28 protein-coding genes are annotated in these 21,152 nt (G+C 74.4%); 11 read left to right on the top strand and 17 right to left on the bottom strand.

From position 1 onward, the window contains the following. Positions 1–225: 225 nt before the first annotated feature. From PATMI_RS36305 to PATMI_RS36300, 3 genes are all read left to right on the top strand, one after another. Entirely contained in the window at positions 226–468 is a 243-nt protein-coding gene (locus tag PATMI_RS36305) for a hypothetical protein (protein ID WP_157260545.1), read from the top strand. A 146-nt stretch (positions 469–614) separates the two neighbouring features. Further along, positions 615–1,130, top strand: coding sequence for a hypothetical protein (locus PATMI_RS0100700; protein WP_157260544.1), 516 nt, complete (start codon positions 615–617; stop codon positions 1,128–1,130). 241 nt (positions 1,131–1,371) lie between these two features. Further along, positions 1,372–1,524: a hypothetical protein gene (locus tag PATMI_RS36300; RefSeq protein WP_157260543.1), complete on the top strand. Its 153-nt coding sequence runs from the start codon at positions 1,372–1,374 to the stop codon at positions 1,522–1,524. A gap of 43 nt (positions 1,525–1,567) precedes the next feature. On the opposite strand, the gene PATMI_RS0100690 is transcribed toward PATMI_RS36300, so the two are convergent. Both PATMI_RS0100690 and PATMI_RS36295 read right to left on the bottom strand, forming a co-directional pair. Next, entirely contained in the window at positions 1,568–2,065 is a 498-nt protein-coding gene (locus PATMI_RS0100690; RefSeq protein ID WP_026909462.1) for a GNAT family N-acetyltransferase, read from the bottom strand. A 33-nt stretch (positions 2,066–2,098) separates the two neighbouring features. After that, positions 2,099–2,275: a hypothetical protein gene (locus PATMI_RS36295; RefSeq protein ID WP_157260542.1), complete on the bottom strand. Its 177-nt coding sequence runs from the start codon at positions 2,273–2,275 to the stop codon at positions 2,099–2,101. Positions 2,276–2,387: 112 nt separating this feature from the next. Here PATMI_RS36295 and PATMI_RS0100680 point away from each other — a divergent pair, with 112 nt between their 5' ends. Both PATMI_RS0100680 and PATMI_RS36290 read left to right on the top strand, forming a co-directional pair. Next, entirely contained in the window at positions 2,388–2,711 is a 324-nt protein-coding gene (locus PATMI_RS0100680) for a hypothetical protein (RefSeq protein WP_026909461.1), read from the top strand. A gap of 115 nt (positions 2,712–2,826) precedes the next feature. Continuing rightward, positions 2,827–3,024, top strand: a complete 198-nt coding sequence (locus PATMI_RS36290) for a hypothetical protein (RefSeq protein WP_157260541.1) — start codon at positions 2,827–2,829, stop codon at positions 3,022–3,024. 129 nt (positions 3,025–3,153) lie between these two features. Here PATMI_RS36290 and PATMI_RS0100670 read toward each other — a convergent pair whose 3' ends face one another. From PATMI_RS0100670 to PATMI_RS26250, 5 genes are all read right to left on the bottom strand, one after another. Continuing rightward, positions 3,154–4,629, bottom strand: a complete 1,476-nt coding sequence (locus PATMI_RS0100670; RefSeq protein ID WP_026909460.1) for a glycoside hydrolase family 1 protein — start codon at positions 4,627–4,629, stop codon at positions 3,154–3,156. A 108-nt stretch (positions 4,630–4,737) separates the two neighbouring features. After that, entirely contained in the window at positions 4,738–6,309 is a 1,572-nt protein-coding gene (locus tag PATMI_RS0100665) for a glycoside hydrolase family 5 protein (RefSeq protein WP_026909459.1), read from the bottom strand. Between the two features lie 161 nt (positions 6,310–6,470). Continuing rightward, on the bottom strand, positions 6,471–6,947 hold the full coding sequence (locus PATMI_RS0100660; protein WP_026909458.1) for a hypothetical protein: 477 nt from the start codon (positions 6,945–6,947) through the stop codon (positions 6,471–6,473). Positions 6,948–7,051: 104 nt separating this feature from the next. Then, positions 7,052–7,654, bottom strand: a complete 603-nt coding sequence (locus PATMI_RS0100655; protein ID WP_026909457.1) for a response regulator transcription factor — start codon at positions 7,652–7,654, stop codon at positions 7,052–7,054. After that, the gene (locus PATMI_RS26250) at positions 7,651–8,913 is read right to left on the bottom strand and encodes a sensor histidine kinase (RefSeq protein WP_051470894.1); all 1,263 of its coding nucleotides are present in this window, start codon (positions 8,911–8,913) and stop codon (positions 7,651–7,653) included. The genes PATMI_RS0100655 and PATMI_RS26250 overlap by 4 nt, the downstream gene beginning before the upstream one ends. A gap of 115 nt (positions 8,914–9,028) precedes the next feature. Between PATMI_RS26250 and PATMI_RS0100645 the strand changes: the two genes are divergently transcribed. Then, positions 9,029–9,934 carry an ABC transporter ATP-binding protein gene (locus PATMI_RS0100645; RefSeq protein ID WP_036725049.1) on the top strand — a complete coding sequence of 302 codons (906 nt, stop codon included), beginning with the start codon at positions 9,029–9,031 and terminating at the stop codon, positions 9,932–9,934. After that, positions 9,931–10,791: an ABC transporter permease gene (locus PATMI_RS0100640; protein ID WP_157260540.1), complete on the top strand. Its 861-nt coding sequence runs from the start codon at positions 9,931–9,933 to the stop codon at positions 10,789–10,791. The genes PATMI_RS0100645 and PATMI_RS0100640 overlap by 4 nt, the downstream gene beginning before the upstream one ends. A 16-nt stretch (positions 10,792–10,807) precedes the next feature. Here PATMI_RS0100640 and PATMI_RS0100635 read toward each other — a convergent pair whose 3' ends face one another. Beyond that, on the bottom strand, positions 10,808–11,257 hold the full coding sequence (locus PATMI_RS0100635) for a hypothetical protein (protein ID WP_026909454.1): 450 nt from the start codon (positions 11,255–11,257) through the stop codon (positions 10,808–10,810). Between the two features lie 143 nt (positions 11,258–11,400). Here PATMI_RS0100635 and PATMI_RS0100630 point away from each other — a divergent pair, with 143 nt between their 5' ends. Beyond that, positions 11,401–11,865, top strand: a complete 465-nt coding sequence (locus tag PATMI_RS0100630; protein WP_026909453.1) for an MEKHLA domain-containing protein — start codon at positions 11,401–11,403, stop codon at positions 11,863–11,865. A 13-nt stretch (positions 11,866–11,878) separates the two neighbouring features. Here PATMI_RS0100630 and PATMI_RS0100625 read toward each other — a convergent pair whose 3' ends face one another. The 6 genes from PATMI_RS0100625 to PATMI_RS0100600 form a co-directional block, all read right to left on the bottom strand. Further along, positions 11,879–12,253, bottom strand: coding sequence for a VOC family protein (locus PATMI_RS0100625; protein WP_026909452.1), 375 nt, complete (start codon positions 12,251–12,253; stop codon positions 11,879–11,881). Positions 12,254–12,452: 199 nt separating this feature from the next. After that, positions 12,453–12,872, bottom strand: a complete 420-nt coding sequence (locus PATMI_RS0100620; RefSeq protein ID WP_026909451.1) for a VOC family protein — start codon at positions 12,870–12,872, stop codon at positions 12,453–12,455. Between the two features lie 508 nt (positions 12,873–13,380). Next, a complete protein-coding gene (locus PATMI_RS0100615; RefSeq protein WP_026909450.1) occupies positions 13,381–13,962 on the bottom strand; it encodes a hypothetical protein in 582 nt (193 codons plus the stop codon). A gap of 6 nt (positions 13,963–13,968) precedes the next feature. Continuing rightward, positions 13,969–14,826, bottom strand: a complete 858-nt coding sequence (locus tag PATMI_RS0100610; protein WP_026909449.1) for a hypothetical protein — start codon at positions 14,824–14,826, stop codon at positions 13,969–13,971. A 123-nt stretch (positions 14,827–14,949) separates the two neighbouring features. Continuing rightward, positions 14,950–15,828 (bottom strand): glycoside hydrolase family protein, encoded by an 879-nt coding sequence (locus PATMI_RS26245; protein ID WP_051470892.1) that lies wholly within the window; start codon positions 15,826–15,828, stop codon positions 14,950–14,952. Between the two features lie 109 nt (positions 15,829–15,937). Further along, the gene (locus tag PATMI_RS0100600; RefSeq protein WP_026909448.1) at positions 15,938–16,528 is read right to left on the bottom strand and encodes a TetR/AcrR family transcriptional regulator; all 591 of its coding nucleotides are present in this window, start codon (positions 16,526–16,528) and stop codon (positions 15,938–15,940) included. Between the two features lie 57 nt (positions 16,529–16,585). On the opposite strand from PATMI_RS0100600, the gene PATMI_RS0100595 reads away from it, so the two are divergent. Then, positions 16,586–17,365 (top strand): SDR family oxidoreductase, encoded by a 780-nt coding sequence (locus PATMI_RS0100595; RefSeq protein ID WP_026909447.1) that lies wholly within the window; start codon positions 16,586–16,588, stop codon positions 17,363–17,365. A gap of 27 nt (positions 17,366–17,392) precedes the next feature. On the opposite strand, the gene PATMI_RS33525 is transcribed toward PATMI_RS0100595, so the two are convergent. The 3 genes from PATMI_RS33525 to PATMI_RS33515 form a co-directional block, all read right to left on the bottom strand. Next, the gene (locus tag PATMI_RS33525; protein ID WP_026909446.1) at positions 17,393–18,109 is read right to left on the bottom strand and encodes a calcium-binding protein; all 717 of its coding nucleotides are present in this window, start codon (positions 18,107–18,109) and stop codon (positions 17,393–17,395) included. Positions 18,110–18,222: 113 nt separating this feature from the next. Next, entirely contained in the window at positions 18,223–18,747 is a 525-nt protein-coding gene (locus PATMI_RS33520) for a hypothetical protein (RefSeq protein WP_157260539.1), read from the bottom strand. 89 nt (positions 18,748–18,836) lie between these two features. Further along, positions 18,837–19,253: a limonene-1,2-epoxide hydrolase family protein gene (locus PATMI_RS33515; protein ID WP_051470891.1), complete on the bottom strand. Its 417-nt coding sequence runs from the start codon at positions 19,251–19,253 to the stop codon at positions 18,837–18,839. A 208-nt stretch (positions 19,254–19,461) separates the two neighbouring features. Between PATMI_RS33515 and PATMI_RS0100575 the strand changes: the two genes are divergently transcribed. Together PATMI_RS0100575 and PATMI_RS0100570 are read left to right on the top strand one after the other, a co-directional pair. Next, positions 19,462–20,145, top strand: coding sequence for a hypothetical protein (locus PATMI_RS0100575; RefSeq protein ID WP_026909444.1), 684 nt, complete (start codon positions 19,462–19,464; stop codon positions 20,143–20,145). A gap of 123 nt (positions 20,146–20,268) precedes the next feature. Beyond that, positions 20,269–21,087: a hypothetical protein gene (locus tag PATMI_RS0100570; protein ID WP_026909443.1), complete on the top strand. Its 819-nt coding sequence runs from the start codon at positions 20,269–20,271 to the stop codon at positions 21,085–21,087. Positions 21,088–21,152 lie beyond the last annotated feature (65 nt).

Here is a 21,152-nt window from a genome sequence, read left to right as displayed (position 1 = left end):
CCGGTGCTCGCGACCCGACGGTGCCTCCCGGTCGCTCTGGCGCTCGCCGCTCTCGCGGCGTCGGGGTGCGGCGTCGGGGGAGGGGGCGAGCCTGCAGGTCCCATCCCGCGAGTCGTCCGTGCGTACACCGCTGCCGATGCCTCCGGGGAGGCTGAGCGGTTCTGTTCGCTCCTGACCGCCGACGCCCGCAGGTCGTTCTCCGACGGGTCGAGCTGCCCTGAGACGGTGCGGGAACGCCATGCGTTCGCGAGCGGGCACGGTGAGGGCGCGCGGTCCTACCAGCGGTTCCTCGACGGTCTGGCCGACGCGGCAGCCGGCCGGGACAACCTGCGCATCGCGCTCACCGGCGAGCGCACCGCGCGGGTGCGGATCAAGCTGAGGGGCGAGCCGTCCTACCCGATCGAGCTGCGTCTGGAGGGCGGCCTGTGGGGGATCGACGAGGCAGCCGAGACCGCCACCCTGCGGTGATCGGGGTCCCGGGAACGCGACCGGCGCGCGCGTCGCGCCGGCCACCGTCGGGTCCGACGGTCCGGGAAGAGCGGCCCGTCGGCGAGCTGGTGCGGCGGCTCGACGACGATGGCGAGCCATGCGAATCGACGGTGTACGCTAGTCTGGTGCGTCGTTCCGCTCCAGCCCTCGTCCTCCTGGCGTCGGCGCTGGCTGCGTGCGGCTCGTCGGACGGGTCGTCACCCGGGTCTCCCACGACGGTCGCCGCACCAGCCCCGACCGTGCGCGACGCCGACGTCCTGACCGCCCTCGACCGGTACCTCGGGGCGTTGAGCGAGAAGGACGGCCGCGCGTTCTGCAGGGCGCTGACCCCGGCGAGCCGGACGGCGGTCGTCGTCATCAACGTCCGCTCCCGCCCCGGGCCCCCGAAGGTCGGTGCGTCGTGCGAGTCCGTGCAGGAGCACGCCTTCGCGATCAACTCGAGGCGCGCGCGGCCGTGGGACCCGGGCCTCGCCCGCTACGCGGACTGGAAGCTCCGCCGGAAGGGCGCGAAGGCCTCGGTCAGGGATCCGACCACGGACGAGCGCTACAGGCTCGTGCGGCAGGACGGCGCGTGGCGCGTCCGGCTCCCGCAGCTCGAGGACCTCACGAAACGTCTGGCCGAGCGCGACGCCGCCGACTGATCCCTCGCACGGGTTCGCGGTGCGACGGGCCCCCGCCGGCGTTGCAGGTCCGGCTCAACGCCTCACCCGGTACTTGAGGTGCGTGACCCCGGGCGCCTCGACCACGCGGAGCTGCTCGAGGTGGATGTCCCGGAGCGGCGATGCCGTCGACGGCGGTCGGCGCCGGTACGCTCGCACCGGATGGGTCGGCGAGCGGGTGGGTGATGTGGCGATGGGCTTGGGTCGGTAGTGGTACCGGGTCGTGGGAGCCGTCGCGCTGATCCTGCTCATCGTCTCCGGCTGGATGAAGGGCGGATCTGCAAGCGGATGGTTTCCGCTCTTCGTCCTGGGCCTCGTGCTCGGCGCGGTCTTCGCGGCCCGCAGCGCCGACCGGAAGCGGCGAGGAGCCGCCTGACGGACCGGGTCGCCGTGAAGGTCCCGCAGCTCGGTCTCGCGCCTCAGCCAGGGGACGTCCACCGGACCTCTCCGTCGATGAGTTCGGGGCCGGGTCGAAGTCCGACGGAACGAGCGACCGCACCCGACGCGATGTTCTGCGGGTGGATGAGGGCGTGGAGTCGGACGACACCGCGCCTGCGGAGCTCGCCCACCATCAGCGCAGCAGCCTCTCGTGCGTATCCCCGGCCCTGGCGGTCCGCGGCGACGACCCACGCCACCGCCGCGGAGCCGTCGCCGTCGACCGTGGCCTGGACGGTCCCCACGACTGCGCCCTGGCACCGAACAGCCCAGTTGCACCAGTCCTCCGACCCGTCAGGAGACCGCCCGGCCTCGAGCCGGCGCACCCGGTCCTCCATCTCGATCGGCGACAACGGCGCGCCACCGATGAACCGGTGCAGCGACAGGTCGCTGAGCGCCGCTGCGAGCGGCCGCGCGTGCGCGATCCCCAACGGCTCGAGGACGACGTGCTCACCCCGGAGGGTTCTGAGGGCCCCCGTCACCCCACGACCTCCACGCGTCACCCGGGACGCGGTCTACGCGCCGTCCTGGGGCCGCACCGCGTCCTCGAGCTCGGGGAGATGCCGGACCACCTCGGCGCGCACGGCTGCGTCGTCGAAGGGGACGGGCGGATCGAACCGCAGACGCTCGACACGCGCCGGCACCCGGACGTCCACCACGACGGGCTCGCGTCGCCGTCTGAATCGGAACATGCGACTCAAGCTACCCGGTCCCCCGAACGAGATCGGTGAGGACCGGTGGGGCCCCATGCTCGTCGGCGCGGCGCGCAGTCGACGTCCTCGAGCCGGCGGATACGGTTGGTCGATGGTCGGCGTTCTGGCGCTCACGTTCGGGAGCGGGGGAGACTCCGACGCCGGACCCGGCGGCGGCGTGATCGTCCTGGCGATCCTGCTGCTGCTCGTGGGCATCCCCGCGGCACTCGGGTTCGCGCTCAGGATCCGCGACAGCCGTCGCGGCGACGATGAAGAGCACGAGGAGCCCGAGATCGGCAGCCCTCCGGCCTCGCCCGCCTTCGGGTGGGGGAACGTCCCGGGCATCCGCGGGAGGACCAGCACGCGGTTCGACTGGATGGTCGTCGGGGCCCTCGCGCTCCTGGTCCTCGTCCTGCTGGTCGTCACCCAGCTGTAGCGGTCCCCCAGCTCCCGGCACCGCGGCTCGGCGAACGTGACGGATGACGTGGAGCGGTGCGGCGCCGCGGTCCTACGGTCGGTGCGTGTGGAGACGAACCAGGACGCCGGCGCGCGTGCCCAGCGACGACCCCCTGGTGGCCTTCGTCGAGGCGATCGCGGAGGAGCGGAACGTCCCGCTGTCGAGAGCGCGCGCGGAGCACCTCGTCGCGACGGCGCTCGCGCTCGCCGCCGGGTCGACGTCCGCCGAGGTGACCCTCGGCGTGCTGCTGCTCGAGCAGCAGAGCGTCGAGCTCCGCGATCGGGGCCGATGACGCGGTGCGTCTCCTCCTCGGGCCGGGTTCCCGACGTCGCGCGAGCGCGCCTCGGACGCGTGCTCGCATGACGCGCCCCCACGGATCCGACGTGATCTCCGGCGACGCCGGCGTGCCGGTGCCCGCGCCTCAGCGCGCCGACGTCAGCGACCGCAGCGCCACCGTGGTGCTGTTCGCCGTCGTCCCGTCGACCGGCGAGACGTACGTGTAGCGGTACCGGGCCTTCGAGCCCTTCGGCACCCGGGCGACGAACGCGCCGTGGATGTCGGTCGTCGCTGTCTTCACGGGCACCCAGCCGTCGACCGACGCGCGCTCCAGCTGGACGGTCAGCGGTTCGGTGGCGGTGCGGACCTGCCCCCAGATCGTGCCCGCGCGGGAGGTCCGGTAGCCGAAGATCGGGTTCGGGAACGCGAGCGAGATCGGCTTCGGACGGCCGTCGGAGAAGGACAGCCCCGACTGCCAGCCGCTCGGGTTCACCTGCTGCTGCACCGGTCCCTCGTCCATCCACTCGTACTGAGCGAGCATCTGGACGCGCGGGGTGTTCCAGGCGACCCACCAGCCCCACTGCGAGTAGAGCGACTGCGTGCCGACGCTGACGCCCCGCTTGCGCTCCGGCGGGTTCGTCTCGTACCCGTACTCGGTGAGCCACAGCGGGAACCGCCTGGCGCCGATCACCTTCAGGCGCCCCATCCGCGTCAGGCGGTCCACGACGGAGGTCAAGCGGCCCAGGTCGCCCATCCGCGCGTCGGCGGCGCGCGGCGACCGGTAGCCGGGGGAGAACCCGTTGGAGTGCGGGTGGTAGGCCAGCACGTTGCCCTTCGGCGCCCGGAACCCGCGGCACCCGCCGGTCGTGAGGCGGCGGTACCGGTCGTCGACGCACGAGAGCGCGCGGAGGAACGTCAGCGGCGGCGTCGTCCCGTTGGGCCTGACCGGACGGAGGTCACCCTTCGGGGACGTCGCGCCGATCGCGATCCGGCCCGTCGGGTCGAACGCGCGGATCGACGCGTAGCCGACCTCGGCGAGCTTGCGGTACGCGTCCGGCGACACGGCGCGACAGACCCGCCCGCGGCACGTGTTCTGCGGCTGCAGCCAGGTGGAGACGTTCGGCTCGTTCCAGACGATCCAGTCGTCGACGCGGTCGGCGGTGTGCTTCGCCACCGCGCGGGCGAAATCGCCGAACCTCGCGGGACTCGGCCGCCAGCGCCCGTTGTTCCGGCTCGGCTCGAGCGATCCCCAGACCGGCCCCGGCCCGGTGATCACGAGCGTCACGGTCATCCCGTGCCGGCGCACGAGGTCGATCTTGCGGTCGAGGTCGAGGAACGAGTACGCCCCGTCGGCCTTCCCGTCGAAGCCCGAGGGCGGCCGGCGCGCGTGCGGGTCCGGGGCGATGTGCGACCACTGGGCGAACATCCGCACGTTGCGGATCCCGGCCGCGGGCCACTGCGCGACGATCGGCTCCGGGTCGCCGTGCGCGCCGTTCAGGACCGCGTCGTCGGCGATCGTGGTGACGACGGCGTGCGAGGCGGACGCCGGCGGCGCGAGGGCGGCGGGACCGGCCGCCGCGGCGAGGAGGAGGGCGACGGCGAGGCCAGGGCGGCGGAGCATGCGGGGTGATGGCACGAGCAGCTCCGGGACGGGCGGACACGGACGACGCGGGCGTCAGGTTACGGATCCGGTCGGGCGGCGGCGCCGAATCGCCGGCGCCGCCACGCCTCACCGCTTGCGCAGCGCGGTGCTCCCGCTCGTCCTCGTGGTCCCGTCGACCGGCGAGACGTACGTGTAGCGGTACTTCGCGGTGGTCGACCGCGGGACCGTGCGGGTGAACGCGCCGTGCGCGTCGGTCGTGACCGTGGCGTAGTCCCTCCAGCTGCCGCCCGACGCGCGTTGCAGCGTCACCTTCGTCGCGCCGGTCGCGGTGCGGACCTGGCCCCAGACCGTCGCGCTCTTCGTGGTGCGGTAGCCGAAGATCGGGTTGGGGAACACCTGCGCCAGCGGCTTCGCGCGCCCGTCGTCGAAGTACAGGCCGGACTGCCAGCCCTTCGGGTCGTCGTCGGTGTTCTCCGACCCCTCGTCCATCCACTCGTACTGGGCGAGCATCTGGACGCGCGAGTTGCGCCATGCGGTCCACCAGCCCCACTGCGACCATGCGGCCTGGGCGGCGGGGGAGATCCCGAGCGTCGTGTCCGGCGGGTTCGTCTCGTACGCGTACTCGTCGAGCCAGAGCGGGAACCGCGACGCGCCGACGACCTTCAGCCGCTTCGCCTTCGTGAGCCGGTCGACGACCGTGGTCAGGCGCGAGAGGTCGCCCATCCGCGCGTCGCCGCTGCTCGGCGAGGTGTACCCGGGCGAGTACTTCGACGAGTGCGGGTGGTAGGCGAGGACGTTCCCCTTCGGCGCGACGAAGCCCCTGCAGTCCCCCGTCGACCTCCGGCGGTACTTCGAATCCACGCAGGCGAGCTCGCGGAGGAAGACCATCGGCTGCGTCGTGCCGTTCATGCGTCTGACGAACCTGTCGCCCTTCGACGAGGTGGCGCCGATCGCGATCGTGGAGCCCGGATCCGCACCGTGGATCGCGTCGTACCCGGCGGCCGCGAGCTTGCGGTAGAGGTGCGGCGAGTACACGCGGCACTTCGAGCCGGTGCACATGTTCTGCGGCTGCAGCCAGGTGGCGACGTTCGGCTCGTTCCAGACGATGTAGTCGTCGACCCGGTCCTTCACGTGCTTCGCGACGGCGGTGGCGAAGTCCCCGAACATCGTGGGGCTCGGCCGCCAGCGCGGGTTCCGGCGGGCGGGCTCGAGCGAGCCCCACACGGGACCGGGGCCGGTGACGACGAGCGTCACGGTCATGCCGTTCTGCCGGATCAGGTCGATCTTGCGGTCGAGGTCCGCGAAGGAGTACGCGCCCTCTGCCTTCCCGTCGAACCCGGCGGGCGGCTTCGTCGCCTCGGGGTCCGGGGCGATGTGCGACCACTGGGCGAACATCCGCACGTTCTGGACCCCGGCGGCCTTCCACCTGGCCACGATCGGCGCCGGGTCGCCGTGCGCGCCGTTCAGCACGCCGTCGTCGGCCATCGTCGTGACCATGCCCTTGGCGGCGGACGCGGGGGCGGCGGCGACGGCCAGGCCGGCGGTCGGGACGGCGGCGAGCAGGAACGTCACGAGCGCGAGGCGGAGCCCCGCGGTCGATCGGCCACGGGACGACGCGCGTCCGGACGCGACGGGAGAGGCGACGCGGACGCGCAGGACGCGGGGCGCCGACCGGCGGTGCCGGCGGAGGGATGACACGGATCGGGCTCCTCGAAGGGGGGCGGAGGACGACCGCCGGGCGCGGGGACGGGCCGGACGGTCGTGGTGTTCAGCGGTTGGAACCCGGCGCGGCGCGGGAAGTTGTGGCGCCGCGGCGCCACGCCGCGAGGTCTTAGGACGGCTTCAGGTTCGGGGTGAGGTCAGATGTCGTCGCAGGCGGTGAGCCCGAGCTTCTTGGAGAGGGCGTCGCCCTCCTTGCTGAGCCGGTCGAGCTCCTTCGTCGTCTCTTCCGTGCCCGCCTTGTCCTTCTTCTTCCCCTGGTCGACGAGCTGCTCGGTGGCGTCCGCGGAATCCGCGACGTTCTTCGTGAGGGCGTTCCAGTCGTCCTGCACGTCGTCGGCGGGCTCCAGGTCGTCGAGGCGATCGCCGAAGTCGCCGTAGACCGCCGCGAGCTTCTCGAAGTACGCGAGCTGCTCGCTCTCCGTGCCGCCCTCGCCGGGGTTCGAGCTCTCCGCCGGCTGCGGGATCTTCTTGATCTTCGCCTCGAACTCCTTGCAGATCGCACCGGACTTCGTGTTCAGCTCGCCCTTGTCGAGCTTGTCGTCGCCTCCGCAGGCGGTGACGGCGAGGGCGAGGGTGGTCAGGGCGACCGCGGCGGAGATGCGGGGGAGAGGCATGCTCGGGTCCAGGGACGGGGGTGGGACGTACGGCGTCTACCCGACCGGCCGCGTGCGTATCCCGGGGGCGCGCGGCCGCTCCGGCGTCCCGCGTGGACCACCCTCTAGATCCAGCCCTCCTCCCACGCGATCCGCGCGGCCTCGGCCCGCGTCGGTGCCCCGAGCTTCGCCATCGCCGCCGACAGGTAGTTGCGGACGGTGCCGGGCGCGAGGTGCGCGGCGGCGGCGATGGAAGAGGCGCTCAGGCCCTCGCGGACGAGGCGCAGGACCTCGAGCTCGCGGTCGCTGAGCGGGCATGCGCCCTCCGTCAGGGCGGTGGCGGCGATCTCGGAGTCGACGTAGCGGCCGCCCGCGTGCACGTCGCGGATGATCCGGGCAAGCCGGTCGGCCGGTGTGGTCTTCGGGACGAAGCCCCGGACCCCGCCCGCCAGCGCGCGGCGCAGCACGCCGGGCCGGGCGTGCCGGGTGACGAGGACGATCGGCACCTCGCGGTGGGACAGGATCCGGCTCGCAGCCTCGACGCCGTCGAGCTTCGGCATCTCGAGGTCGAGCACCACGAGGTCGGGCTCGTGCTCGGCGGCCAGCGCCACGGCCTCGGCGCCGTCGCCCGCCTGCGCGACGACGGTCATGTCGGCCTCGAGCCCGAGCAGCGACGCCAGCGCGTCGCGCAGGAGGTCCTCGTCGTCGGCGAGCAGCAGGCGGATCATCGCGGCGCCCGGCCGGTCAGCGCGAACCCGCGGTCCGGGAGCGGTGCGGCGTCGACCCGCCCGCCGACGGCGGCGAAGCGCTCGCCCAGCGCGACGATGCCGGTGCCCCGGTCGTCGTCGGTCGCGGCGGCGCGCGCGGTCCCGTCGTCCTCCACGCGCAGGACGACCTCCGCCCCCTCGAGCCGCACGGACAGCGTGCAGCGGTCCGCGCGGGTGTGGCGCAGGAGGTTCGTGGCGCCCTCGCGGACGAGCGACCCGAACAGCGGCTGCAGCGCCTCGGGCACCCGCTCGGGCGTGCCGGTCACCGTCGTCTCGACGCCCGCCGCGCGCAGGATCTGAACGGCGTTCTCGAGCTCCGTCACCAGGCCGACCCGGCGGTAGCCGTGCACGAGCGCCCGGGTGTCGGCGAGCGCCTTCAGCGTCAGCTCCTGCACCTCCGCGGCGTTGCGGCGCGCGGCGTCGTCGTCCGTCCCGACCAGGCGCCGGGCGAGCTCGGCCTTCAGGGCGATCGCCTGGAGGTGGTGGCCCTGCACGTCGTGGAGGTCGGCCGCGAACCGCAGGCGCTCGCGCAGCACCGCGACCTCGCCGGCGGTCGACCGGGCCTCGTCGAGCCGGACGGTGACGTCCCAGATCCACAGCTGCAGGATGGCGCCGCCGGTCACGCAGACGAGGACGATCGCGGGCGAGATCGCTGCCGGGAGGACCGACGCCTCCCCGATCGCGGCGGCCGCGCCGCCGACGACCGCGGCGAGGACCGCGCCGCCGGCGATCATCCCCCGGCGGCGCGCCGCCGGCAGCCAGAGCACCGCGCTCCCGACCAGGCCGGCCCAGGGCAGCGCCCACCAGCCCGTGCTGCCGGCGTCCGCGTCGGAGGCCGGCACCGCGAGGAGCGCGAGCGCCGCGACCCCGGCGATCGCGACGCTCGGACGCCGGAGCGCCCGCGCGTCGACCGTGCCCATCGCCCCCAGGAGCAGACGGATCTGCTCCACGCCCACGACGAGCAGCCCGACCCCGATGGCGCCCTTCGCGGCGGACGACGCGTCGCGGTCGGCGAGGTCGATCACCGGGAGCAGCACGGTCATCGCGGCGATGAAGATCAGGGACCACCGCGTGAACGTCCGGACGCGGGCCATGTCGTCGGGGCGGTCGGCGCCGCCGGTGCGGGTCGGCGCGTCGGCGCGGTCCGCGGCGTCGTCGGCGGCCGGGGCGACGGGGCCGGCGGGGACGTCGTCCGTGGCGGATGCGGGGGATGCAGCCATCGGACGTCACTGTAGTGGCGTTCTGACGCCGCCCCGGAACGTCATGACACCTGCACACGAACGGGTGACGACCGGGCTCTGGTGGGCCCGGGCCCCGGTCGTGAAGGTGCGATGCATGAGCACGAACGAGAAGGCGATCGAGGTCGAGGGCCTGCGCTGCGCCTACGGCAGCCACGTGGCGGTCGACGGGGTGGACCTCACCGTCCGCCGCGGCGAGCTGGTCGCGCTGCTGGGCACCAACGGCGCGGGCAAGACCACGACGATGGAGACGATCGAGGGCCACCGGGCGGCCGACGGCGGGACGGTGTCGGTGCTCGGCCACGACCCGTGGAAGGACCGCGACGAGATCCGGCCGCGCGTCGGGATCATGCTCCAGAGCAGCGGCTTCGCCGGCGAGCTGACGGTGCTCGAGACCGCGCGGCTCTGGACGCGCCTGCGCTCCCGTGCCCGCGACTACGACGGCGCGCTCGAGCGCCTCGACCTCGGCCACCGTCGCGACGTCCAGGTCAAGCAGCTCTCCGGCGGCGAGCAACGGCGCCTCGACATGGCGATCGCGCTGCTCGGCGATCCGGACGTCCTGTTCCTCGACGAGCCCTCGACCGGACTGGACCCGCAGTCGCGACGACGGACGTGGGACGTCATCGCCGACCTCGTCACCGGCGGCACCGCCGTCCTGATGACGACGCACTACATGGAGGAGGCCGAGAAGCTCGCCGACCGGATCGCCATCCTCGACGGCGGACGGATCGCCCGCAGCGGCACGATGGCCGAGCTCGTCACGGGACTGCAGGGCACGATCTCGTTCGTGCTCCCCGACGGCGTCGCCGCGCCGCACGACCTGCCGGGCCTCACCGGATCGATGGAGACCGCGCGCGGCGAGGTGGTGGTCGTCACGACCGCCGAGCTGCAGCGGGACCTCGCGGTCCTGCTGCGGTGGGCCGACGCGCACGGCGTCGCGCTGCACCGGCTGCAGGCCTCCGAGGGGTCGCTGGACGACGTGTTCGCGGGGGTGCAGGCATGAGCCCCGCGACGAGGACCCCGATGACGACCCCGGGCGCGGACGCCGTCCCGGCCACCACGACCACCCCGACCACGAAGGACGACCCGACCATGACGCACGCGACGACCACCACCGGCGGCGCGAGGACGCGCGCCTCCACGACCCGCGCGATCCTCGCGCTGGCCGGCAGCGAGGTCCGCCTCCTCGTCCGCAACCGCCTGGTCGCCACGACCGCGCTCCTGATCCCCCTGGCCACGGCCGCGGGCTTCGGCGCCAGCGGCCTGCGCTACGGCGAGGGCTGGGGCGGGACGGTCGCCTTCATGATCCTCACGATGCTGCTCCTGACCGTCTACATCGCCGCGACCACCGCGGTGGCGGCGCGGCGCAGCGGCCTGGTGCTCAAGCGCATGCGCAGCGGCGAGACCCCGGAGTGGGCGATCCTCACCGGGATGCTGCTCCCGACGGTCGGCCTGGCCGTCGTCCAGTCCGTCCTGATCGGCGGCATGTTCCTCGCGTTCGGCGCCGGGCTGCCGGAGAACCCGGCGCTCGTGCTCGCCGCGGCGACGGGCGGGGCCGTCCTGTGCGCCGCGTTCGCGCTGGCGACGACCCGCGTCACCGCGACGCCGGAGATGGCGCAGGTGACGACGATGCCGTTCTTCTTCGCCGCGCTCGCCGGGGCCTTCTGGATCGTCTCGAAGCCCGTCGACGAGGCGACCACCCTCATGCTGGTCAACCCCGGCGGCGCGATCATGCACCTGATCCAGGCCGGGTGGGACGGCGGCGGCGACGTACTGACCGCGGCCTCCGCCCTCGTCTTCTGGGCCGCCCTGGGCTACGAGGTCGCCAAGCGGACGTTCCGCTGGGAGCCCCGCAGCTGAGCGGCCCGGCGCGATCTCAGTTGCTGCAGTCGTCCAGGCCGAGCTTCTTGGCGGCACCGTCGGCGGCCGCGGTCGCCGTCGTGAGCTCCTGGTTGGTCTTCTGGAGCCCGGCGGTGTCCTTCTTTTTCGCCTGCTCGACGATCGTCTTCGTGCCGTTCGCCGACTTCTCGAGGTTCGTGGTCAGCGTGTTCCAGTCGTCCTTGACGTCGTCGGCGGGCTTCAGCTTCTTCAGCTCGTCGACGAAGTCGCCGAGCGTCGACGCGACCTTGCCGTAGTAGTCGATCTGGGCCTTCTCGTCGGTCCCGGAGGGCTGCGAGATCGCCTTCGTCTTCGCCTCGAAGTCCTTGCAGATGGACCCGGCCTTCGAGGTCAGGTCCTTCTTGTTCAGCGTGTCCCCGTCACCTCCGCAGGCGGTGATGCCGAGGGTGAGGGTGGTGAGGGCGGCGGCAGCGAATGCGCGGTTCATCAGCATGGTCTGGTCCGGGGCTGGGAGGAGGTGGACCCCAGGCACACTACGAGCCTCGGCGATCTCGGACGGTGCGGCACCTCGGGCGCGACCACCGGCGCGCCGGTAGGTTCCCCCGCGATGCCCCGTCCCCGGCCGTCGTCCTGAGCCTCCCCGGCGACCGCAGCGACCCGCTCGACGCCGAGCTCTTCGCCGTCCTGGCCGCGAGCCACGCGCGCTTCGTCGGACGACCGCTGACGCCCGAGGGTGCCGGACCGGGGTGGCTGTTCGCCGACGCCCCGTTCGGCGTCCTGGCGCACACCGCCGAGGACACGCCGCGGTTCGTCTACGCCAACGGCGTCGCGCTCGCCGCGTTCGAGCGGACGTGGGACGAGCACGTCGGCCTGCCCTCGCGGCTCTCCGCCGAGCCGGACCGCCGCGAGGACCGCCAGCGCCTGCTCGACGCGGTGGAGCGCGACGGCTTCTTCGCCGGGTACCGCGGCCGCCGGATCTCCCGGACCGGCCGGCGGTTCTGGATCGAGGACGTGACGATGTGGAACCTCGTCGACGACGCCGGCCGCCGCATCGGGCAGGCGGCGCGGTTCACGCCCGGCGTCGTTTACCGCTGAGTCGTCCTCCCGGTCAGCCGCGCGGCTGGTGACGCCCGTGGAGCATCAGCGGGTTGCCGTCGGGGTCCGCGAAGAACGCCATGTGGCAGACGCCGGTGTCGAACGTCTCGCCGAGGAAGCTCACGCCCTTGCCCTCGAGCTGCCCGCGCATGCCGGCCACGTCGTCGGTGTGGAGCGCGATCGCGTTGGTGTTCGCGTTGAACGGGCGACCGGCGGAGCTCGGGTCCCAGACGCTGAGCGTCGTCCCGTTGAGGTCGAACTCCGAGAACGGCTTGCCGACGGTGTGCTCGGACTCCTCCAGGCCGAGGACGTCGCGGTAGAACGCCCTCGAGCGCTCGGCGTCCTGCGTGGGGATCGGGACGAAGTCGATGCGGGTGATGGAAGGCATGGGTGGAACCTATGGACGGATGCGGTCAGTCCGTGACCGCATTGCGCCGCGGTCACGGGACGTTCACGGGGCGGTCGACGGCGGCGTGCGGGGGCCGGCCGGACGGCGCGCCGACCGCGGTTCCGGCCCGGTCGGCGGGCGGCCGGACGGGGTGCCGACCACGGTCCCGGCGCGGTCGGCGGGCGGCCGGTCTCCGGGGTCAGTGGTCGGACACGACGAGCAGGCCGTTGCCGTCGGGATCGCGGAGCCGGAACTGCGCCGGGTGCCCCGCGAGGGGCGCGCTGGCCCACCGCACGACCTCCCCGGACATCAGGAGCGCGGGGTCGACGTCGGCGCCGGCGGCCTCGAGCGCCGCGTGGTCGGCGGGCACGTCGGAGCTGGCCAGGATCACCCCCGTCTCGGCACCGATCAGCCCGGCGGGCTCGGCCGCGGCGAGCGTCAGCCGCGTCCCGCCGTCGGGCGGCGACACCTCGAGCCACCGCTCGCCGGTGTCGTACGTGAAGTCGATCGTGGCCCGGAATCCGAGGACGCCCGCGTAGAACGCGAGCGCCCGATCCTGATCGGAGACGGGCACGACCATGGTCGCGACGCCGGTGAGGTGGAGCGCGGGGGAGGTCATGCTCCACCGACCCGGCGGCGAGGCGCAACTCATCGGTGCGCTGCGCGTTCGGGCGGCCGCGGCGTCACGAGCCTGCGGCGCGGGTCGGGCGGCGGTGGCCTCGCGAGCCTGCGGCGCGGGTCGGGCGGCGGCGTGCCGGCCCCGCGACGCGCCCCGTCACTCGGAGGGCGGTCGGCGGGGCCTGGGCGGCCCGGTCGGCGAGACCGTCGGCGGGGCCACTCGGATGTGCCGGGCGGACCTGCACGATCCGTCAACGAATCCAGGGTCCCGATCGACTGTCGGACGATGCATGCCCACCGTGCATCCGCCGACAGTCGATCACCCGGCCGTGTTCGTTGTCGGATTCTGCAGCTCGACGATCGCTCGTGGTCCGGCGAACGACCGTCGCCGGGTCGCACCAGGTCTCGCGAAGGGCGAACGGTGGCGCGATCGTCGCCCGCGCGCACCGGGACGGTGGGGCGCCGGTGACGTTCCGCCCGCCCGGTGCGCCCGTCGCCGCCGACGAGCGTCAGAGCCCGCGCGACCCCCAGGCGACGGTGCCGTCGGCCGCGACGCGACCGGTGCGCCGGCCATCGGCGAGCCGGGCGGCCCAGAGCTCCTCGGTCGGTGCCGGGCCCGGTCGACCGCCGAGATCGGGGAAGGGGCGGCGGGCGAGGTCGCGGTGCTCGCGGGTCGGCCGTCCGTGCGCGACGGCGTCGAGGATCTCGAGGACGGGTGCGCGCGTGGGTGCGCGCCGGTGCCCGACGACGGCGGTGAACACCTCGAGCTGCGCGTCGTCGAGCGGATGGTGGGTGCCGAACCAGAGCCAGTCGCGGAACGCGTTGGCACGAAGGACCGTGCGAGCGTCCTCCACGGTCGTGGTCTGCCCCATGTCCTCGCCCAGCCATCCGACGTGGGCCGCGGAGTTGCAGCCGGGCGGCAGCGGGATCTCGAGGACGCAGAGGCGCTGCGCGACGAGCGGCGCCGTTCGTGGATCGATCGGCTCGCGCGCGAACGCGATCGGGCCGACCGGCTCCGGTGCGTCGGCGAACGCGCGGGCCTTGGCCACGAGGACGTCGTCGGCGTCGGGCGGTTCGATCCACGGCCACACGTCCGTTCAGCCGATCCCGGGTTTGCGGTCGATCAGCCACCGCCCGCGGGACCTGGTCAGCTCGAACCCGAAGTCGAGCACCGTCCCGGTCCTCGAGACCCGGGCTCGTCCGTGCTTCACCCGGATGTCGAGCTTCGACGGGTCGCGGAGCCTCCTGCGGACGGCCTGCGCGTCGACGGGCACGATGCCGACGGCGTCCGACGGCAGGTCGCGGGCGAGTTCCCGGTAGGCGCTGACGCAGTCCTTCACCCTGGACGGGTGCTTCACGAAGCGCCGGTGGTAGGCGGCGACGGCGTCCCGGACGTCCTCGGTGTAGCTCGCGCACTCGGCCTCCCGGTCGTCCGCGATCACCGCGTCGAAGTACCGGACGAGACCGGCGACGATCGCCGCCCGCTCGGGCCCGGACGGGACGGCCCCGCCGCTGGTCGACGCGTAGGCGTCCGCCGGGAACCGGACGCTCGCGACGTCCTCCGCATCGCCCTTCCGCTCGATGAAGCAGGAGTCGGCGCGCGTGATCCGTGGCGCCAGCCGGACGCGGACCGTTCCCGGGACGTCGGCGAACCGCGCGGCACCGGCCCCGGTGATCAGCTTCGCGCGCGACCCCAGGAGCGGCACCCGGGTGCAGCCGATGCTGAGATCGCCGCTCAGGCGTCGCCGCACCGCCGCGGGCGCCTCGTCGGTCGCGGTCACGACGACGGACCGCCCGTCGAAGCGCCACCGGATGCCGTCCTCGGTCGCGGTCCGGGAGGCGTTCGGGGTCTCCCTGCCCTGCGCGTCACCGGGGCGGGACGACAGCGCGAGCACCGCCGTCAGGGACAGCGCGGCCGCCACGGCCGTCGTCGGGACCCAGATCCGCACACGCACCGCTCCATCCTCGCGCGGGCGGCGACGGGGCACAAGACGACGACCGTCGAGCCGCCGCGCGCCGGCCGGCCCGCGCGCCGCCCCGTCGAGCCGTCGCGCGCCGGCAGGCCCCCGCGCCGCCGCTCAGCGCGCGACGCGTGCGAGCTCGCGCCCGAGCGCCGTCCGCTTCCCGCGCGCGTCGTAGAGCGACGACTGGCGGCAGTCGCCGGCGCAGCGGTCCATGAACCACGCCCAGCGCTCGACGTAGGGGAGCCGGTCGAGCATCCGCTTCGTCCGGCGCAGGTGGGAGCGCATCCGGGCCGCGGTCGGCCGGGCGTGGGGGCGGGCGCCCTGCCACGTCCAGGTCTTCAGAGCGCCCGTCTCCGTCACCCAGATCGGCAGGCCCCACCGCTCGTGGACGCGGCGGATGTCGCGCTCGATCGAGCGGACGCTGTCCGGGTCGGTGGGGTCGCCGTAGAAGTGCAGCGCGATGAAGTCGACGCGCCGGCCCTGGGCTTTTGCGCGCTCCATGAAGTCGTCGAGCCACGTCTTCGCGCGGTCGGACTGCGACGGCGTGTGGATGCTCGCCACCGCCGGGCTGCCGAGCCGGAGGCCGGTCGCCTCGAGACGCGGCCACAGCCGGATCGCGTCGGCGGGGCTCATGTTCGCCTGGCCGGCCAGGTCGGGCTCGTTGAAGCCGAGCAGGTGACGCGCGCGTCCGGCGCGGTGGTCCGCGTTGAGCCGGGCGACCGTCGTGTCGGTGACGCTCCCCGCGCCCCACAGCATCGGCACGAACTCGACCCGCGAGCTCCGCAGCGCGCTCTCGGCGGACCAGTCGTACGTCCACGACGCCCCGACGGCCGAGAGGCGCCTCGCGTCGCCGCGGTCCGCGTAGACGCCGCTGGCGACGCCGGTCTGCGGACGGGCCCGCGCGACCTGGGCCGTGCCGAGCAGCACGAGGAGCGCGAGCGCGACGAGGACGATCGGCGCTCGCCGGAGCGGCGCGTCTGGGCGGACGGTCATCGCTTCCGACGATAGGGGCAGTCGGAGGGGCGGGAGTCGGTCCGTGGTCCGGGCTCCGTCGTCCGTCCAGCCGCGGTCCGCCGCGCGGCGCCTCCGCGCGGCGGTCGCTTCACCCCGAGGGCCGGGACGCCGCGATGCCGTCGATCGTCGCGTCGGCGATCGCGAGCCGCACGGACGGGTCGACGCCGGCCCTGCCGAGCGCCTCGAGCCCGCGCTGCGTCGTGAGGAGCACGCCGCCGAGCGCCGCAGCGTCGGCCCCGGGGTCGACGCGGCCGGCGCGCTGCGCCTGCTCGATCAGGCCGCGGCATCCCGCGAGCAGGGTCGTGTACGCGGCGTTGGCGCGCGCCGCGACCGCCGGGTTCTCCGACGCGAGCTCCGCGGTGCCCTTCGCCAGCAGGCAGCCCCGGGGGTCGGTGCTGCGGGCGGTCGTCCGGAGCCAGTCGCGCGCGCGGTCCAGCGCCTCGTCCTCGGGGCCCTCCAGGCGCGACGCGGCACCCTCGTCGGTCCCCGCGCAGTAGTCGTCGAACACGCGGCGGAACAGGCCCTCCTTGTCCCCGAACGCCCCGTACAGGCTGCCCTTGCTCAGGCCGGTGGCCCGCGAGAGCTCGTCGACCGAGGTGCCGTGGAACCCGGTCTCGTTGAACTGCCGCCGTGCGGCGACCACGACCTCGCGCTCATCGAACTTCCGCGGACGTCCCATGCCCCGCATCCTACGCCGTTTTGAACATACGGTCCAGAATGTGCAATATTGGACCGTATGTTCAGAACCATCGCATCGCCCGACCCCACCGAGTTCGCCGGCCGGCGTGCCGTCGTGACGGGAGGCTCGCGCGGCATCGGCGCGGCCATCGTCCAGCGCCTGCTCGACGGCGGCGCCACCGTCGTCACCGGCGCGCGCACCCCCACCGACACGACGCCCCCGGGCGCCACGTTCATCACCGGCGACAGCAGCACCGTCGCCGGCGTCCGGGCGTTCGCGACCGCGGCGCTCGACGCGCTGGGCGGCGTCGACCTCGTGGTCAACAACGCGGGTGCGGCCCGGGCGCACCTCGGCGGGGCCGACGCGATCCCGGACGAGGAGTGGCTCGACGCGCTGCACCTGAACTACCTGTCGGCCGTCCGCCTGAACAACGCGCTGCTCCCGGCCCTGCGGGACTCCGGCGCGGGCGCGGCGATCGTGAACATCTCGTCGGTCGCGGCGCTCACGCCACCGCCGGCGCTCATCCACTACGGCGCCGCGAAGGCCGCGCTGATCTCCTACGGCAAGGCGCTCGCCGCGGAGCTGGCACCGGCCGGCATCCGCGTCAGCACCGTGACCCCCGGCAACGTGCTCACGCCCGGCGCCGACGCGATCCGCCAGGACTTCGCCGACGCGCAGGGGATCTCCCTGGCCGACACGACGAGGGCGATCCCTCTCGGCCGCCCGGGCGACCCGCGCGACATCGCGGAGGCCGTCGCCTACCTGCTCTCCGACCGCGCGCAGTGGGTCACGGGCACGAGTCTGATCGTCGACGGCGGCGAGCACCCCGCGGTCTGACGGGGGTCGGTCGCAGGGCGCCGGCGTCTACGGGCAGCGCCGCACGACGTCGCGCCGGTCGGCCTCGATCGTGTCGCGGCCCGGCCCGCAGTCCACCCGGTCCCGGTGGCCGTCGCGACTGGTGACGGCGTCGTTCCTGGCGCCGCCGCGGATCCGGTCGACCCCGGCGCCGCCGACGACCCGGTCGTCGCCCGCGCCGCCGTCGACGGTCCCCCTGGCGGTGCTCTGCGCGTTGCCGTAGCCGCCGAACAGATCGTCGTCGCCGGCGCCGCCGAGCAGCGTGCGCGCGTGGGACCCGGCCTCGTCGACGTGCAGCCGGTCGTCCCCGTCGCCCCCGGTCAGGCGGAGCGCCTCGCTCGTGGTCGTCAGGACGTCGTCGTCCCCCGCTCCGCCGTCGAGCGTGAGCCGGTACCGCGGGTCGTTGAAGTCGCGGAAGCGGTCGGCCCCGCCGCCGAGCCGCACGCGCAGGGCCTTGGCGGACGGACAGACGACCTGCTGCTCCCGGCCCGAGCACCCGGCGCCGATCGTGAACGCCGCGGGCGCGTTCACGGAGAACGTGACGGAGCGGTCGAGCTGCTCGACCGTGATCGAGTCCGCCCCGCTCGTGCCGACCACGGTGATCGTCCCGCCGCTCCTGGAGACCGCGATCGTCTCTCCGGCGGCGGCTCCCGCGCCGCCGGGCGATGTCGAGATCGCGAGGCCCGCCACGATGGCGACCGACGTGCGCGTGAGGGGCGTGAGCATGTGGGTTCCACGATCCGGCAGGAGCGGTGCGGCATCAGCGTACAGCGCAAGCGGCCAAGGCGCCCGACACGCGGCACCGACTGCCGCGGCCGTTCCTCGACGCGCGGCGCCGACTATTTCGGCCGTCCCCCGAGGGGATGGCGGTCCCAGTGGCGGCGCAGCGCGTGGCCCATGGCCACCGACGCCTGGCGCTCGAAGCGCGCGCCGCTGCGGTCGATCGCGTCGAGCGACAGGCCCCTGGCCGGCGCGACGTGCTCGGTGCGCGACACGACGACGCCGTGCAGGCGGTGGCACGCCTCGACGTCGCCGCCGTGGATGAGGTCCGTCATGAGGACCTCGGTGTCGTCGATGAGGCACACGGCCGACGACGGTGGGTGCCGCAGCAGGTCCGAGCGCAGCGCGGCCTCGTCGGGGAACCGTGCGTAGGTGAACAAGGGGCCGAGGTTCTCGCAGGCGTCGGTCTCCGTCTCGACCGCGGCCGTCCATCGGGCGACCGCGGGGTCCCGGGACGGCCGGACCTCGTCGCACCCGGAGAACCGCACCGCCTCGCGCACCTCGTCGAGCCGGGAGTGTCCGGCGGTCGCCACGACGAGGGCGATCGCGGCGACCACGGTCAGCAGACCGACGAGGGCCGCCACCTTCGCCCGACGGGACCTTCGCAGCAGGATCCGGCCGACCACGGGGAGCGCTCCGACGATCGGCTCCGCGTCCGGCGACCCGGCCCCGCCTACGTCGCCTCCGGCGCGAGCGCCAGGAGCTTGCGCATGTCCCAGTAGTCGCGCCACGCGGTCAGCGTGCCGGCGTCGTCGAACCGGAAGAACCCGGCGATCGGGATCGCGAGGAACCGCTCGCCGGCGGCGTCGACCATGTGGTCGACGCGCTCGTTCCAGACGGTGTTCCCGACCTGCTCGATCTCGACCCAGTCGACCTCGATGGTCTCCACGCCGAAGCCCTCGTGGAACCCCGTGATGGCCTCGAGCGCCTGGTCGGCGCCGCGGAGGAGCGGCATGTCCTGCTGGCAGAGGTACTCGCCCTCGTCGCCCAGCAGGTCGCGGAACGACGCGCGGAGCTCGTCGTAGCTCGTCGCCCAGCGCTCGACCTCGTGCTGCACCACCTGCAGCGGCGTCCTGTTCGTCGTGCTCATGCCCCGACCCTAGGTCGGCGGACACGGCGGCGGGGAGAGGTTTGCGCGCGACGCCGGCCATCCACCGGCCCGTCGGCCGGCCGACGACGCGCCGGCTCGGGCGTCACGGATCGACGGCCGTCTCCGCCGGCGCGGACCGCGGCGCACCCGGTACGACGGTCGTCCGGCAGCCCCGTCGCGTGGCGCCGCGGTGGCTACCCTGCGCCGCATGCGTGCGTCCCACCGGTGGTTCTCCGTCGTCCTCGTGGTCCTCCTCGGCCTGCTCGGACCACCGGCGGTCGCCGCCGCAAGCGACGACGGACTCCGCGAGGTCGTCAAGCGCGACGTCGCGGTCAGCAACCGGTTGAACGCGGCGGAGAAGCGCCTGCGGGCACCGAGCTCGAAGTCGTTCCCGGCGTACATCCGCTTCCTCCGGCGCGTCACGAACCACTACGCGCGGATCGAGCGCAGCGTCGACGGCCTGCGCCGCAGCTACCGGGCCCAGACGCCCCAGACCTCCGACGCCGCCCGGGGCCGGACGCTGGTCCTCCGGGCCCACGGGGACCTCTCCGCCGCGGCGCACGGGACGGTCGTCGCGTTCCGTCGCGGCATCCGCGGGATGACGAACGCCCGGTCCGAGCGCACCTACCGCACGGCGTACCGGCGGATGATCCGCGGCCTGAACGCGCAGAACCCGCGGTTCCGCCGCGGCAACTCGCGGCGGGACCGGGGGCAGAAGCTGATCCGGCGCGCCCCCGCCCCGCCCGCGTCGCCGACGGTGCCCGGGCCGGTGACCCCTCCGGGGCCGACGGGCGCGATCCCGACGCCGAGCACCCCCGCCCCGTCGCCCACGCCGACCCCGGCGCCGCTGCTCCCGGGGCTCCCGCTGGTCTCCGGGCTGCTCGGGGGCTGAGCCGCCGGGGGCCCTCCCGGCCCGCGTGACCCACGGAGCGGTGCGGGCGTGACGCCTGACGTGTCGGGTGCGGCGGAGACCCGCGAGAGTCGTCGGACCGCCCGCCGCTCCCCGGAACCCTCCATGCCCCGCACCACGACGTCCCTCCGCACGACCCACGACCATGCGTCGGCCGGACGACCGTCGTCCCGGCTCGTCCTCGCCGGCCTCCCCGCCGCCGTGGCGCTCGTCGCGGTCCTCTCCGGAGCGTCGGCCACCCCCGCCGGGGCAGCCGTCCGGCCCGCACCGTGCCCGACGGTCGGCCGCACGCTCGCGAAGGACACGGCCCCGAACCTGCGCGTCTGGCGCGAGGGCACGACGATGAAGGCCTGCACCCGCGGGTCGGGCGAGCGACGCCACGTCCGCGTGCTCGGCCCGTGGTCGCCCGCGACGCAGGTCGCCGTCGGCGACGGCACCGTCGCCTGGACCACGGCCACCCGGTCGGACGCCGGGGTGCCGAGCGACAGGATCGACACGGTGGACGTCGCGTCCGGCCGGCGGTGGCTCAGGACGTCCCGCGCCGCCGTGGCCCGTGAGGGCGTCGCCGCCGCGGAGGACCGGGTGGTCCGGCTGCTGACCACCGACCTGGGGACCGCGTGGGTGACCGCCCGCGGCGTCGTCGGGCTCGCCGTGGAGTCCGTCGACGAGCCGGCGACCTCGTTCTACGCGGACGGCGCGCCCGCCGACGTCCACCGCAGCGGGCGGCAGTACTTCCTCGGCGACGCCGGGCCGACGGACGCCGCCACGGTCGCCCGCGGCCTGCGGTTCGTCGTCGGCGGGGAGCACGACGGTTGCGGCGGCAGCTTCGTCCACCGGCTCCGGGTCCCGGCGTTCGGTGGACGCCCCGTCGCGTCGTTCGCGTTCGCCGAGCTGCCCGCTCCGGCCGGCGACGAGTGCGGGTAGGCGCCCCACGCCCGCGACCCGACGGCCGTACCCTGCGTGGCCGGGATCCCCGAGCCCGAGGACGA

This window comes from Patulibacter minatonensis DSM 18081, from assembly GCF_000519325.1.
GTDB classification, from domain to species: domain Bacteria; phylum Actinomycetota; class Thermoleophilia; order Solirubrobacterales; family Solirubrobacteraceae; genus Patulibacter; species Patulibacter minatonensis.
Note: the sequence above shows the minus strand (reverse complement) of the source record. Positions and strands in the feature narration are given on the sequence as shown.

Bases quoted from the DNA above. Each gene is read 5' to 3' on its own strand.
- PATMI_RS36295 (WP_157260542.1), bottom strand. From the start codon at position 2,275: ATGTTCCGATTCAGACGGCGACGCGAGCCCGTCGTGGTGGACGTCCGG.
- PATMI_RS0100680 (WP_026909461.1), top strand. From the start codon at position 2,388: ATGGTCGGCGTTCTGGCGCTCACGTTCGGGAGCGGGGGAGACTCCGAC.
- PATMI_RS0100670 (WP_026909460.1), bottom strand. From the start codon at position 4,629: ATGCTCCGCCGCCCTGGCCTCGCCGTCGCCCTCCTCCTCGCCGCGGCG.
- PATMI_RS0100660 (WP_026909458.1), bottom strand. From the start codon at position 6,947: ATGCCTCTCCCCCGCATCTCCGCCGCGGTCGCCCTGACCACCCTCGCC.
- PATMI_RS0100655 (WP_026909457.1), bottom strand. From the start codon at position 7,654: ATGATCCGCCTGCTGCTCGCCGACGACGAGGACCTCCTGCGCGACGCG.
- PATMI_RS26250 (WP_051470894.1), bottom strand. From the start codon at position 8,913: ATGGCTGCATCCCCCGCATCCGCCACGGACGACGTCCCCGCCGGCCCC.
- PATMI_RS0100645 (WP_036725049.1), top strand. From the start codon at position 9,029: ATGAGCACGAACGAGAAGGCGATCGAGGTCGAGGGCCTGCGCTGCGCC.
- PATMI_RS0100640 (WP_157260540.1), top strand. From the start codon at position 9,931: ATGAGCCCCGCGACGAGGACCCCGATGACGACCCCGGGCGCGGACGCC.
- PATMI_RS0100635 (WP_026909454.1), bottom strand. From the start codon at position 11,257: ATGAACCGCGCATTCGCTGCCGCCGCCCTCACCACCCTCACCCTCGGC.
- PATMI_RS0100625 (WP_026909452.1), bottom strand. From the start codon at position 12,253: ATGCCTTCCATCACCCGCATCGACTTCGTCCCGATCCCCACGCAGGAC.
- PATMI_RS0100620 (WP_026909451.1), bottom strand. From the start codon at position 12,872: ATGACCTCCCCCGCGCTCCACCTCACCGGCGTCGCGACCATGGTCGTG.
- PATMI_RS26245 (WP_051470892.1), bottom strand. From the start codon at position 15,828: ATGACCGTCCGCCCAGACGCGCCGCTCCGGCGAGCGCCGATCGTCCTC.
- PATMI_RS0100600 (WP_026909448.1), bottom strand. From the start codon at position 16,528: ATGGGACGTCCGCGGAAGTTCGATGAGCGCGAGGTCGTGGTCGCCGCA.
- PATMI_RS0100595 (WP_026909447.1), top strand. From the start codon at position 16,586: ATGTTCAGAACCATCGCATCGCCCGACCCCACCGAGTTCGCCGGCCGG.
- PATMI_RS33525 (WP_026909446.1), bottom strand. From the start codon at position 18,109: ATGCTCACGCCCCTCACGCGCACGTCGGTCGCCATCGTGGCGGGCCTC.
- PATMI_RS33515 (WP_051470891.1), bottom strand. From the start codon at position 19,253: ATGAGCACGACGAACAGGACGCCGCTGCAGGTGGTGCAGCACGAGGTC.
- PATMI_RS0100575 (WP_026909444.1), top strand. From the start codon at position 19,462: ATGCGTGCGTCCCACCGGTGGTTCTCCGTCGTCCTCGTGGTCCTCCTC.
- PATMI_RS0100570 (WP_026909443.1), top strand. From the start codon at position 20,269: ATGCCCCGCACCACGACGTCCCTCCGCACGACCCACGACCATGCGTCG.